General features: G+C 69.8%; 11 protein-coding genes. 5 read left to right on the top strand and 6 right to left on the bottom strand.

From position 1 onward, the window contains the following. Positions 1–311: 311 nt before the first annotated feature. Genes EDD27_RS36190 through EDD27_RS36175 form a run of 4 tightly spaced genes read left to right on the top strand, consistent with a single transcriptional unit; the run spans position 312 to position 4,146 of the window. On the top strand, positions 312–2,030 hold the full coding sequence (locus tag EDD27_RS36190) for a discoidin domain-containing protein (RefSeq protein ID WP_241564443.1): 1,719 nt from the start codon (positions 312–314) through the stop codon (positions 2,028–2,030). A gap of 8 nt (positions 2,031–2,038) precedes the next feature. Beyond that, positions 2,039–2,857, top strand: a complete 819-nt coding sequence (locus tag EDD27_RS36185) for a DUF1996 domain-containing protein (protein ID WP_127936388.1) — start codon at positions 2,039–2,041, stop codon at positions 2,855–2,857. A gap of 52 nt (positions 2,858–2,909) precedes the next feature. Beyond that, the gene (locus EDD27_RS36180) at positions 2,910–3,479 is read left to right on the top strand and encodes a DUF305 domain-containing protein (RefSeq protein WP_164903945.1); all 570 of its coding nucleotides are present in this window, start codon (positions 2,910–2,912) and stop codon (positions 3,477–3,479) included. Continuing rightward, positions 3,466–4,146: a phosphotransferase gene (locus EDD27_RS36175; RefSeq protein WP_127936386.1), complete on the top strand. Its 681-nt coding sequence runs from the start codon at positions 3,466–3,468 to the stop codon at positions 4,144–4,146. Before EDD27_RS36180 ends, EDD27_RS36175 begins: the two co-directional genes overlap by 14 nt. A gap of 3 nt (positions 4,147–4,149) precedes the next feature. Here the strand turns inward: EDD27_RS36175 and EDD27_RS36170 are convergent, their stop codons facing one another. From EDD27_RS36170 to EDD27_RS36145, 6 genes are all read right to left on the bottom strand, one after another. Next, a complete protein-coding gene (locus tag EDD27_RS36170; protein ID WP_127936385.1) occupies positions 4,150–4,956 on the bottom strand; it encodes an NAD(P)H-binding protein in 807 nt (268 codons plus the stop codon). Positions 4,957–5,046: 90 nt separating this feature from the next. Then, on the bottom strand, positions 5,047–5,667 hold the full coding sequence (locus EDD27_RS36165; RefSeq protein WP_127936384.1) for a phosphotransferase: 621 nt from the start codon (positions 5,665–5,667) through the stop codon (positions 5,047–5,049). Between the two features lie 48 nt (positions 5,668–5,715). Then, a complete protein-coding gene (gene narI / locus EDD27_RS36160) occupies positions 5,716–6,396 on the bottom strand; it encodes a respiratory nitrate reductase subunit gamma (RefSeq protein WP_127936383.1) in 681 nt (226 codons plus the stop codon). Beyond that, positions 6,393–6,947: a nitrate reductase molybdenum cofactor assembly chaperone gene (narJ, locus tag EDD27_RS36155; RefSeq protein WP_127936382.1), complete on the bottom strand. Its 555-nt coding sequence runs from the start codon at positions 6,945–6,947 to the stop codon at positions 6,393–6,395. The genes narI and narJ overlap by 4 nt, the downstream gene beginning before the upstream one ends. Then, complete coding sequence (gene narH / locus EDD27_RS36150) at positions 6,944–8,548, bottom strand: nitrate reductase subunit beta (protein ID WP_127936381.1); 1,605 nt, start codon at positions 8,546–8,548, stop codon at positions 6,944–6,946. The genes narJ and narH overlap by 4 nt, the downstream gene beginning before the upstream one ends. Further along, positions 8,548–12,045, bottom strand: coding sequence for a nitrate reductase subunit alpha (locus tag EDD27_RS36145; RefSeq protein WP_127936380.1), 3,498 nt, complete (start codon positions 12,043–12,045; stop codon positions 8,548–8,550). The genes narH and EDD27_RS36145 overlap by 1 nt, the downstream gene beginning before the upstream one ends. A 45-nt stretch (positions 12,046–12,090) precedes the next feature. Between EDD27_RS36145 and EDD27_RS36140 the strand changes: the two genes are divergently transcribed. After that, positions 12,091–13,254 (top strand): MFS transporter, encoded by a 1,164-nt coding sequence (locus EDD27_RS36140; RefSeq protein ID WP_127936379.1) that lies wholly within the window; start codon positions 12,091–12,093, stop codon positions 13,252–13,254. Position 13,255 lies beyond the last annotated feature (1 nt).

Genomic DNA, 13,255 nt, shown 5'->3' with positions numbered 1-13,255 from the left:
TCGTACCGGGGTGAGAGAGCGCTCCCTCACGAGATTGGAGTGTCGGGGGTGTCGCGTCAAGGCGTGAAGAATTTCCCGTGTTTCTTGCCAGTGGGTCTGCCGGGAAAGCGTTCTCTTGCATGATGTCGCTGCGGCGCTGGTCATGGCCCATGAAAAGCACATCCAGCGGCTCTGAGAGAGCGCTCTCTAATGAGTCTCCGGGGTTTCGCCCGGGTTAACAGGGTCCTTGACACACGTTTAGGGCGCGAGCAGTCTCCTTCTCAGGGAGCGCTCCCCGACCTATCGCCCCCCTCATTCCTGATGGAGACGTCGTGAGTCCACCCCTCAGCCCAGGCGTCCGGCGCCTGGGGACACTCCTCGCCCTGATGATCACTCTGTCGCTCCTCGCGGTGCTGCCCGCGGCCGCGGCCGACCCGCTGCTGTCCCAGGGCAAGCCCGCCACCGCCTCCTCCACCGAGAGCGCCGCCTTCCCCGCCTCCGCCGCCGTGGACGGGAATCCCGGCACCCGCTGGTCCAGCGCGTTCGCCGACCCCCAGTGGATCCAGGTGGACCTCGGCGCGACCGCGTCCATCAGCCAGGTGGAGCTCAGCTGGGAGGCGGCGTACGCCACCGCCTTCCAGGTCCAGGTTTCCGCGAACGGCACATCGTGGACGACCCTGCACTCCACGACCACCGCCACAGGCGGCAACCAAACGCTCAGCGTGAGCGGCAGCGGCCGCTACGTCCGCGTGTACGGCACCCAGCGCGCCACCCAGTGGGGCTACAGCCTCTGGGAGTTCAAGGTGTACGGCACCGGAGGAAGCTCTGGCGGCGAGCGGCTGCTGTCGTACAACAAGCCCGGCGTCGCGTCCTCCTCCCAGCACGACGGCAACTGCTGGGAGTGCACCCCGGCCAGGGCGTTCGACCTCGACCCCGCCAGCAGGTGGGCGACCAGCTCCACCACCGGCTGGGTGGACCCGGGCTGGATCTACGTGGACCTGGGAGCGACCGCCCAGATCAGCAGGGTCGTGCTGCAATGGGACCCGGCTCACGCCAGGTCGTACCAGATCCAGGTCTCACCCGACGCGAACAACTGGACGACCATCTACAGCACCACGTCGGGCACGGGGTTCAAGCAGACGCTCACCGTGAGCGGCAGCGGCCGCTACGTGCGCATGTACGGCACGCAGCGGGCCACCGCCTACGGCTACAGCCTGTGGGAGTTCCAGGTGTACGGCACCGGAGGCGACCCCACGGACCCGCCGGCCCCGCCGAAGGACCCGGCCAACCCGCCGGCCTTGGTGTGGAGCGACGAGTTCAACGGCCCGGCGGGCAGCAAGCCCGACGCCGCCAAGTGGCGGGCCGACCCGGGCACCGGACCGAACAACGAGCTGGAGTACTACACCAACCATGACAACGCCTCTATGGACGGCCAGGGGCACCTGGTCATGGAGGCCCGCAAGCAGGCCACGCCGGGCTCCAGCTGTCCGCCGGACCCGCTCACCGGGAGCACCACCTGCCAGTACACGTCCGCCCGGATGAACACCGGCACGAAGTTCCACTTCACGTACGGCCGGGTCGAGGCCAGGATCAAGGTGCCCAAGGGCAACGGGTTGTGGCCGGCGTTCTGGATGATGGGGGCCGACTTCCTGACCGGGCGCCCGTGGCCGTACAACGGCGAGATCGACATCATGGAGGTCCTGGGCAAGGACGTGAAGACGTCCTACTCGACCGTCCACGCGCCGGCGTACAACGGCGGCGGTGGGATCGGGGCGCCCTACACCCTGCCCAACGGGGCCGACTACTCCGACGACTTCCACGTCTGGGCCGCCCACTGGGACAGCAAGGGCATTGTCTACTCGCTCGACGGCCGGACCGTCCTCACGCTGAGCAAGGACCAAGTGGAGCAGACCCGCGGTCCGTGGGTCTTCGACCACCCGTTCTACATCATCCTCAACCTCGCGGTCGGCGGCGACTGGCCGGGGCCGACCGACGCCTCCACGCCGTTCCCGTCCCGGATGCTCGTCGATTACGTGCGGGTGTACCAATGATCGCCAGAATGCTCGCCCTCTTTTCGCTGCTGTTCGTCGCCGTCCCGCAGCCCGCGGCGGCCGAGCCCGTACGGGTGGCGGAGTTCCTCGCCGACTGCCCGTTCAGCCACCGGCTGCCGGACGACCCGATCGTGTTTCCCGGGCTGCCCGGAGCCTCGCACATGCACAGCTTCTTCGGCAGCCGGGTCACGAACGCCCACACCACGCTGGCCGACCTGCAGAACGGCGCGACCAACTGCAACCCGGCCGTCGACACGTCGTCGTACTGGGTGCCGACCCTCTACCGGGACGGCGTGCCGGTGGAGCCGGCCATCGTCACCTTCTACTACCTCGGCGAGGGCGTGCGGGACGACGTCATCGCCAGGATCCAGCCGCTGCCGCTGGGGTTGCGGATCGTGGCGGGGAACGCCAAGGCCACCGGTCCCGACGACACGACGATCTCGCGCTGGTCGTGCCTGCACGCGGGGCATGTGGGCGCGTCGAAGGACTTCGTCACCTGTCCGGCCGGGACGATGCTGGAGTCCTACCTGGACTTCCCGCAGTGCTGGAACGGGCGGGACCTGGACTCCGCCGACCACAAGAGCCACATGGCGTACCCGGTGGGGGGCGCCTGCCCCAGCACCCATCCGGTGCCGGTGCCGAAGTTGCGGCAGGTGATCCGTTATCCGGTGAGCGGTGATCCATCGCGCCTCCGGCTGTCGTCCGGTGGCGGTTACACGATGCATGGCGACTTCTTCAACGCCTGGCCGGTGGCGGAGATGGAGCGCCGGGTACGCGACTGCATCCGCCCGATCATCAAGTGCGGCGCCGACGGCCGCCCATCGTAGAGATCCCCGGGCGGGCGTTCTCCGCCCGCCCGGGCCCGAAAGGCGGGGAAACGTGGCGTTACTCCGGGTCTTGGCATCATGGATGGCCGCCGCGGTGCTGGCCGGGTGCGCGCAGCAGGGCCAGACTTTTGACGCCGCGCCGCCGTCGGTCGCCGCGGGGTTCAGCGCCACCGACGTGGCCTGGCTGCAACTCGCCGACGCGCTGCACACCCGGGCGCTGCCGCTGCTCGCGCTCGCACGCGAGCGCTCAGGGGACCGGTCGCTTGCCGACCTGGCGGTGCGGCTCGCGGACAAGCACGAGACGGTACGCGGACGGCTGCGTGCGCTGCTCCTCCGGGCCGGAATGAGAGGGGAGAACCCGCATGTTCAGCATGACATGCCCGGCATGCCGACTTCGGATGATCTGGAGGCGCTGGAGGGGATGCGAGGGGACGTCTTCGACCGGCGGTTCGCGGCGTTGCTCCGGGCGTACCTCGATCAGCTGGTGCTGGTCGCCGACGGTGAGCGGCGGTCGGGCGGGGCCGCGGAGGTGCGGGAGCTGGCGGCGGCGATGGGGCGCGCACACGCGGCCGAGCTGGCAGAGCTCGACCGCTCGGTAGGTTGGGCGCATGGAGATCGGTGAGTTGGTGGGATCGGGGCGCAGCGCGGACGTGTACGCGATCGACGGTGACCGGGTGCTGCGCCGCTACCGTGCCACGGTCGACACCCGGCGGGAGGTGGCCGTCATGGCGCACGTGGCGCGGCACGGGTTCCCGGTCCCGGATGTCTGTCCCGGCGTCGGCCAAGGGCGTGCCACTGATCTGGTGATGCGGCGGCTGTCGGGGCCGACGATGTTACGGGCGGTGATCGACGGGGAGATCGCGCCGGCGGAGGGGGGCCGGGTCACGGGGCGGCTGCTGCGGCGGCTGCACACGATCCCGGCCCGGGTGTCGGATGATCCACGTGATCGGGTGCTGCACATGGACCTGCATCCGGACAACGTCATGCTGACGCCGGGCGGGCCCTTCGTGATCGACTGGTGCAACAGCCTGGAGGGGCCGCCCGGGCTGGACTGCGCGATGTCGGCGGTGATCATCGCGCAGGTCGCGGCGGACGAGGAGAGCGAGCTCGTGGTGCCGGCGCGCGAGATGCTCGTCGCGTTGCTCGGCGAGCTCGGCGCCGCCATGGACTATGGCGATGGGCTGGACCGGGCCATGACCACGCGGGGCGCGAACCGGTCGCTCTCGGCGCACGAGGTGGGCCTGATCGACGCGGCGGGGAGCCTGATCAGGGAACTGCGGGCCGGTTGAGCTTCAAGGGCGCCAGGCGCCCTGGGCGGCGGCTTCCGTGGCGTAGGTCTCGAAGGTTTTGGGCGGGCGGCCCGTCACCTGGCGCACTGCTTCCGAGACCGGCTGGTCGCCGAGACCGCGGAGTGCGGCGAACGCCTTGACCTCGGCCATCGCCTGCTCCGAGAAGCCCATCGCCGTCAGGTAGTCCTCGTCGCCTCCCCGGTAGCGGACCTCCCGGCCGGCCGCCCGGGCGATGATCTCCACGGCCTCCCCGAGCGTCAGCGAGCTCGGCCCGGTGATCTCGTAGGTCCGCCCCGCGTGGCCGTCCTCCGTGAGCGCCGCGGCGGCGACGGCCGCGATGTCGCCGGCGTCCACGAACGCCTGCCGCACATCCCCCAGCGGCACCACCACCTCGCCCGCCATGATCGCGGGCTGGAAGAAACCCTCGTCGAAGTTCTGGTCGAACCAGCTCGGCCGCAGGATCGTCCACTCGGCGCCCGACTCGCGCACGGTGCGCTCCGCGGACATCAGGCGCTCGTCGCCCATGGCCTCGATCGCCCCGCTGGAAAGCAGCACGATGCGCCGGGCGCCTCGCGCGACGGCCAGGGACACGAACTGCGGATCGATCGGGATGCCGTCGGGCGCCATGAGGTAGACGGCAGAAGCGCCGGCCACCGCGGGCTCCCAGGTGTCCGGCCGGGACCAGTCGAATGTGGTCTCGCCGCTCCTGGACGCCGCCCGCACGTTGTGCCCGGAGGCACGCAGCAGGCCGGCCACCCGCCGGCCGGTGGAGCCGGTCGCGCCGAGAACAAGAATCACGTGCTGAGCCATGCCCCCGAGTCAAGCAAACGGGACCGACAGAACCCACGACGCCCGGACGGAGACGGGACGATCCAGGAGGGGACGTCGCAGAACGGATCGTCACTCCGTCCAGGAGGCCGTGGTGTCGAGGCGGCGGTGCCAGAGCTTCTCGCCGTCCCCGCCCGGCTCCCAGCGGGCGCAGAAATCGAGCAGGTCGCGGCAGCGGGCCAGCATGGCCGCCTGGCGTTCCGGCCATTCGGGGACGGTGCCGTCGTAGGCGGCGAAGAAGTGCGGGAGCAGCCCCACGTGCTCGGGGTGGTGGCTGCGGATGATCCACTCGCACCACGCGAGGTCCTCCACCGGCCGCCCGGGATGGGCCCACTCCCAGTCCAGGATGGCGGTCGTCCTGAACGTGGCCGGGTCGAACAACATGTTCTGGGGGCCGAAGTCCCCGTGCACGATGCCCAGCCGGTGAATGCCGCCCAGGACCCGGCCGCACTCCGTCAGCACCTCCACCGCATGTCCTTCGTCCAGGAGGTCCTGGCCGTGGGAGCCGGAGACGAAGCGGGTGGTCAGGCTCGTCCCGGTGACCTGGTGAACGCGCGGGACCGGCACGCGGCCGCGTAGCCGGCGCAGGTATCTGCTCTCCGTACGCAGCCTGAACGCCGCCTCAGGACCCTGGTAACACTTCACGACCAAGGCGCCGTCGCCGACTGTGCTGTTGGTGTACCCGTGCTTCACAAGGGTCGATTCTGGCGCACGAAGACCCCTCCCGGGAGCCGTGGGGGGCTACCTCGGCCGCCTCCGATACACGATGTAAGGACGGAACAAATAGCCCAACGGGGCGGAAAGCGCATGCACCAGGCGGCTGAACGGGAAAAGCATGATGAGCACCATCCCGATCAAGGTGTGCACCTTGTAAAGGCCGCTCGCGTGCGCCATCGCGTACACGTCCGGCTGCAGCGTGATCAGGCTCCGGAACCAGGGACCGACCGTGGTGCGGTAGCTCACCTCGCTCGGCACGAACCCCGCCACCGTCGTCACCACGCCGGAGAGGATCGCCAATGCCAGTACCGCGTACATGGTCTTGTCGTTGTTCGTGGTCGACATGAACACCGGGCCGGTGGTGCGCCTGCGGTAGATCAGCAGGCCCACCGCCACGAGCGTGCCGACGCCGGCGATGCCGCCCCAGGCGAGCGCGTTCACGTGGTAGACGTGGTTGTTCACGCCGATGGCGTCGGTCCAGGACGTCGGGATGAGCAGCCCGGTGATGTGGCCGATGATGACGAACAGCAGCGCGTAGTGGAACAGCGGGCTGGCCACGCGGAGCAGCCGGCTCTCGTAGAGCTGGGAGGAGCGGGTGGTCCAGCCGAATTTGTCATACCGGTAACGCCAGATCAGGCCGCCGAGGAAGATCACGATCGTGATGTAGGGCGTGACGATCCACATCACGCTCTCGCCCCAGCTCATGCGTACCTCCCCACGGTCTCGACCGGAGGCCCGCCCGCGGCCAGCCGGCCGGCCGCGGCCCGCTGGGCGGCGGTGAGCGGCGGGAGCGCGGCGCACACGGCGCCGATCACGTGCGCGTACGGCGACTCGCGTGCCGCCAGGGCGGCGAGCAGCAGCTCAAGCCCCACGCGGTGCTCGGCGAGCAGGGCGGCCCCCGTGGGGTCGACCGCGGCGAACTCCAGCACGACCGGCAGGAAGTCCGGCAGCTCGTCGTCCATCAGCTCCCACCCCGCGGCGCGGTAGCGGCGTTTCAGCGCGGCCAGCGACTCGCCCCGGCGGCGGGTGTCGCCGTCGGTGTAGTAGGTCAGGTAGAGGCAGCAGCGCCGGTTCAGGTCGAACGTCTCCACGTAGTGCGCGGCCAGCTCGCCGGGACCCAGCTCGGCGGCTCGGGCGAGGAACTCGGCGAAGTACGGCTCCGCCGCCTCCTCGATCAGCGGCAGCCGGCGCCAGAAACGTTCGTCGGGGTAGGCCAGCAGATGCGCGGCTGCCTGCCAGAGCACGGGGTCGCTCATGCCTTCTTCCTCCGCGGCGGGAACAGGCCGGCCGGGATGCCTCGGCCGTCCCAGTTGAGGAGATTCACCCGGTCGTGGGTGATCTCGTCGCTGGTCTGGCGCTCCTTCAGTCCGTGAAAGTTCTCGATCGAGACCGGCACAGGACGGCCCGACGCCTCGCCGAACGGCGGCTGCATGCCGGGTCCGCCGTCGTAGTCCAGGCTGCACTCGCCCTCGTCCACGATCCCCGGCGGGTTGCCGTACGCGGTCGGGATCACGTATCGCTCGTCGTATTTGGCCAGCGCCAGCAGCCGGTACATGGCGCGCAGCTCGTCTTCCGAGAGGCCCGCGTCGGGCGGGACCGGGTGCGGCTCGCCCAGGTTGACCGCCCGCATGTACGAGCGCATCGCGGCCAGGCGGCGCAGCGCCGTGTTCACCGGCGCGGGGTCGCCCGCGGTGAACAGCTCGGCCAAGTAACCGATGGGGATGCGCAACGCCTCGATGGCGGCGAACAGGTTCACCGCGTCCTCGCCGTCGTGGCCGGTGCCGGCGAGCGCGTCCACGACGGGGGAGAGCGGCGGGACGTACCAGACCATGGGCAGGGTCCGGTACTCCGGGTGCAGGGGGAGCGCGATCCGATATTTCTTGATCAGCTGGTACACGGGCGATCTGCGGGCGGCCTCCAGCCAGTCAGGGGGCAGGCCGGAAGCGGCGACGGCCGGGTCGTCGGGGTCGAGGAAGAGGTCGAGCTGGGCCTCGTACAGGTCCCGCTCGTCGGGCACCGAGGCCGCCGCCTCGACGCGGTCGGCGTCGTACAGCAGGACCCCGAGGTAGCGGAGGCGGCCGACGCACGTCTCCGAGCAGACCGTCGGCAGGCCGACCTCGACCCGGGGGTAGCAGAACGTGCACTTCTCGGCCTTGCCGGTCTTGTGGTTGAAGTACACCTTCTTGTACGGGCAGCCCGTCACGCACATGCGCCAGCCCCGGCAGCGGTCCTGGTCCACCAGCACGATGCCGTCCTCCTCGCGCTTGTACAGCGCGCCCGACGGGCAGGAGGCCACGCACGACGGGTTGAGGCAGTGCTCGCAGATGCGCGGCAGGTAGAACATGAACGCCTCTTCGAACGACAGCTTGACCTTCTCGGACACCTGGGCCAGCACAGGGTCGGGCGACGGGTCGCCGCCGAGGCTGTCGTCCCAGTTGGCGCTCCAGCGGATCTTCGTGGGTTCGCCGCTGATCAGCGACCTGGGCGGTGCGACGGGGACGTCGTCGGACAGGGGCGCGTTCGTGAGGTTCTCGTAGTCGTAGGTCCAGGGCTCGTAGTAGTCCTGGATGGACGGCATGATCGGGTTGGCGAAGATGGTGAGCAGCTTGCGCAGGCGGCCGCCCGCCCGGAGCTCGAGCTTGCCCTTGCGGTTCACGGTCCAGCCGCCGCGCCAGCGGTCCTGGTCCTCGTAGCGTCTGGGGTAGCCCTGGCCGGGGCGGGTCTCGACGTTCTGCCACCAGACGTACTCGACGCCGGGCCGGTTGGTCCAGGTCTGCTTGCACGTGACCGAGCAGGTGTGGCACCCGATGCACTTGTCCAGGTTCATCACCATGGCGATCTGAGCCATGATCCGCATCAGTACTGCACCTCCTGGGATCTCCGCCGGATGGTCGTGAGCTCGTCGCGCTGGTTGCCGGTGGGGCCCAGGTAGTTGAAGGCGTACGAGAGCTGGGCGTAGCCGCCGATCATGTGGGTGGGCTTGATGAGGATTCTCGTGAGGGCGTTGTGGATGCCGCCGCGACGGCCGGTCGCCTCCGACTTCGGCACGTCGATCAGGCGGTCCTGGGCGTGGTGCATGAAGACCGTGCCCGGCGGCATGCGGTGGGAGACGATCGCCCGCGCCACGACGACGCCGTTGCGGTTGACCGCCTCGACCCAGTCGTTGTCGGCCACTCCGATCCTGGCCGCGTCCTCCACGGACATCCAGATCGTGGGGCCGCCGCGGGACAGGGACAACATGAGCAGGTTGTCCTGGTACTCGGAGTGGATCGACCACTTGCTGTGCGGGGTCAGGTACCGCAGCGTGCCGGTCTCGCCCAGCAGCGCGGCCAGGTCCAGCGGCGGGCGGTAGACCGGCAGCGCCTCGCCGTACTCGTGCATCCAGTCGTGATCGAGGAAGAAGTGCATGCGGCCGGTGAGGGTGTGCCAGGGTTTGCCGTTCTCGACGTTGATCGTGAAGGGGGCGTAGCGGCGGTCGTGCGACTCCTTGCCCGACCACTCGGGGCTGGCGGCCACGTGCACCGGCCCGGCCTGGGTGTCGGAGAAGACGATGCGGTGACCCTCGTGGGCCAGGCCGTCGAGGTCGGCGCCCGTGCGCGCGGCGAGTTGCCGGAAACCCTGGGCGGCCAGGCGGCCGTTGCTCACGCCCGACAGCGCGAGAATCGCCTCGCAGGCCTTGACGTCGGTGTCCAGCTCGGGCCTGCCCTTGGCCACGCCACGCGGGACGAGCCCGCAACGCTGGCCCAGCCAGGCGACCTCCTTGTCGGGCAGGAAGGTCACGCCCTTGACCGGGAGGCCGAGCTTCTCCGTGAGCGGGCCGAGCGCGGCCAGTTTCTCGGCGATCGCGCCGTAGTCGCGTTCGACGAGCTTGAGGTCCGGTCCGGCGTCGCGGGCCAGCTCGCCTGGGGTGTCGTGCTGGTGCGCCGTCGCGACCACGTCGCGGCGCACGCCCAGGTGCTCCTTGGCGAGGTCGCTGAAGGCGCGGGCGATGAGGTGGAAGGCGGTGAAATCCGTCTTCGTCTGCCATGGCGGCGTGATCGCCGGGTTGAACGAGTTCACGAACGGGTGCATGTCCGTGGTCGACAGGTCGTGCTTCTCGTACCAGGTGGCGGCCGGGAGCACGATGTCGGAGAAGATCGTCGAGGACGTCATCCGGAAGTCGAGGGTGAGGAGCAGGTCCAGCTTGCCCGTCGGCGCCTCCTCGTCCGGGTGCTCAAGGTTGGAGGTCGTGCCGAGAAGGTGGTGCAGGAAGTACTCGTCGCCCTTGGCCGAGGAGCCGAGGAGGTTCGAACGCCAGAGCGTGAGCACCCGTGGCCAGTTACGCGGGTCGTCCGGGTGCTCGACGGCGTACCCGAGCCTGCCCGCCCGCAGCTCGGCTTGGGTGTGGGCGATGGGGTCCGGCGCGTCGCCGAGCTCCAGCGGGTTGCGGTCGAACATCGGGGACATCGGCATCCAGCCGTTGCGCACGGCCTCCGTGACGAGGTCGGCGGTGTGCTTGCCGCGGAAGGTGCCGCGGGCCAGGGGCGAGGTCAGCTCGCCGGCGTCGAAGCGGTCGTAGCGCCACTGGTCGGTGTGCAGGTACCAGAACGGGGTGCCCGGGGTCTGCCGGGGCGGCCGCGACCAGTCCGTGGCGCTCGCCAGCACCGCCCAGCCGGTCTGCGGGCGGCATTTCTCCTGGCCCACGTAGTGCGCCCAGCCGCCGCCGTTGCGGCCCTGGCAGCCGGTCAGCAGGAGCAGCGACAGGAACGCCCGGTAGATCGTGTCGCCGTGGAACCACTGCGTGGTGCCCGCCCCGAGGATGATCATGCAGCGGCCCCTCGAGGCCTCCGCCGTCCTGGCGAACTCCCTGGCGATCCTGGCGGCGCGGTCGGCGGGTACGCCGGTGATCGGCTCCTGCCAGGCCGGCGTGTACGGCTCCGCGGCGTCCTCGTAGCCGGTCGGCCAGTCGCCGGGGAGGCCTTCCCGCTGGATGCCGTACTGGGCGAGCAGCAGGTCGAACACCGTGGTGACGAGGTGGTCCCCGACCCGCGACGCCGGCACGCCCCGATGGACCGCGCCGCCGCCGTCGAAGCGGGGCAGCAGCACCTCCGCCGGCTCGCTCGCGGCTTTGTGGAGCGTGAGCACCGGATCGGTGTCGAGGTTGAGGTTCCAGCGGCCCATGCCTGACTCCGTCCAGCGGAAGCCGACCGAGCCGTTCGGCACCACCGGCACGCCCTCCGGCGACATGAGCACGGTCTTCCACTCGGCCGCCTCCTCCTGCGAGCCGAGGTCGCGTGCCGTGAGGAACGTGCCGGGGACATAGGCGTTCTCGTGTTTCTCCAGCCGGACCAGGAAGGGCAGGTCGGTGAAACGTTTGACGTAGTCGGTGAAGAACGGCGTCTCGCGGTCGAGGAAGAACTCCTTGAGAATGACGTGCCCCATGGCCATGGCCAGCGCGCCGTCCGTGCCCGGCCGCACGCTCAGGAACTCGTCGGCGAACGTGGCCGCGTCGTTGTAGTCGGGGCTCACGACCACGACCTTCTGGCCCCGGTAGCGGGCCTCGGCCATCCAGTGGGTGTCGGGGGTGCGGGTGACCGGCACGTTCGCGCCCCACATCATCAGGTACGCGGCATCCCACCAGTCCGCCGACTCCGGCACGTCGGTCTGGTCGCCGAACACCTGAGGGGAGGCCACCGGCAGGTCGGCGTACCAGTCGTAGAAGGAGAGCATGGTGCCGCCGATCAGCGACACGAACCTGGAGCCGATCGCGTGGGAGACCATCGACATGGCGGGGATGGGGGAGAAGCCGGCGATGCGGTCGGGGCCGTAGGCCTTGATGGTGTGGACGTGGGCGGCGGCGATCATCTCGGTCGCCAGGTCCCAGGTGACGCGGATGAGGCCGCCGTGGCCGCGAGCCTTTTGGTATTTTTCCCGTTTTTCTGGATTTGTCGTGATTTCGGCCCAGGCGGCTACGGGGTCACCGAGGCGTTGCCGCGCCTCCACGTACATCTCGAGCAGGACGCGTCGCGCGTACGGGTAGCGGATCCGGGTCGGCGAGTAGGTGTACCAGGAGAAGGCGGCCCCGCGCGGGCAGCCGCGCGGCTCGTACTCGGGGCGGTCGGGGCCCATGCTCGGGTAGTCGGTCTGCTGTGCCTCCCACGTGATGATGCCGTCCTTGACGTAGACCTTCCACGAGCACGATCCCGTGCAGTTCACGCCGTGCGTGGAGCGGACCACCTTGTCGTGGCTCCATCGGTCCCGGTAGAAGGCGTCGCCTTCGAGGCCGCCCGTCAGGTAGAGGGCCCGCAGGTCTGGGCTCGTGGGCGACCTGCGTAGGAACCGGCCCATCTTCAGCAAGACGTCCTCCGCGCTCATACCCCCACTTCATCACAGAAAGTAGCTCTCTGTTACACAGGGTACATGTCTGAGCTTCGTAAAGGTCAGGTGCGGAACCTGGCGCTGGCCACGACGGCGTTCGCGGTCACGTTCTGGGCCTGGAACCTGATCGGGCCTCTGGCTGGGAGCTACAGCAGGCGGCTCGGGCTGTCGCCGACGCAGACATCGCTGCTGGTCGCGATCCCGGTCCTGGTGGGCGCTCTGGGACGGATCCCCGTGGGGATGCTGGCCGACCGGCTCGGCGGGCGGCGCATGTTCGCCGTCGTCTGCTTCGTCTCGATCGTGCCCGTGTTGTTCGTCGGGTGGTCGGACTCGTACGGGTGGCTGCTGTTCTGGGGATTCCTGCTGGGCATTCCCGGCACGTCCTTCGCGATCGGCATCCCGTTCGTGAACGCCTGGTACGAGCCGGCCCGCAGGGGCTTCGCCACCGGCGTGTTCGGGGCGGGCATGGGCGGCACCGCGCTGTCGGCGTTCTGCACGCCGCGCCTGGTGGAGGCCTTCGGGCGGGGGCCGGCGCACGTGCTGCTGGCGGCGGTGCTGGCGCTGACCGGCGTGATCATGCTGGGCGCGAGCCGTGACTCGCCCCGCTGGTCACCCACCACCGCCTCCGGCCCGGCCGCCCGGGAGGCGCTGCGCATCAAGGCGACCTGGCAGTGCGCCTTCCTGTACGCGGTCGCGTTCGGCGGGTTCGTGGCGTTCTCCACGTACCTGCCGACGTTGCTGGAGAACGTCTACCGGTTCGCTCAGACGGATGCGGGGCTGCGTACGGCGGGATTCTCGATCGCGGCCGTGTTGTCCAGGCCGCTGGGCGGCACGCTCTCCGACCGGATCGGGGCCGTGCGGGTGTTGCTGATCGCGTTCGCCGGGATCGCGGTCATGGCGCTCGTGCTGGCGTTGCGGCTGCCGGCCGAGGCGCCGGCCGGGACGAGCTTCGTGCTCATGGCCTTCTTCCTGGGGCTCGGGACGGGTGGCGTGTTCGCGCTGGTGGCCAAGCTGGTGGAGACGTCGAAAGTGGGTACGGTGACCGGGCTCGTGGGCGCGGCCGGCGGGCTCGGCGGATACTTCCCGCCGCTCGTCATGGGGGCCGTCTTCTCCGCCACGGGGGCGTACACGATCGGGTACGTGCTGCTGACGGTCACGGCCTTGGTCGCGCTGGCGTACACATGGCGGGCCTTCCGTGCGGTCTGAT

The sequence above is a fragment of the Nonomuraea polychroma genome, assembly GCF_004011505.1.
Lineage (GTDB): Bacteria > Actinomycetota > Actinomycetes > Streptosporangiales > Streptosporangiaceae > Nonomuraea > Nonomuraea polychroma.
The sequence above is the reverse complement of the archived record's forward strand: the minus strand, read 5'-3'. Positions and strand labels throughout refer to the sequence as shown.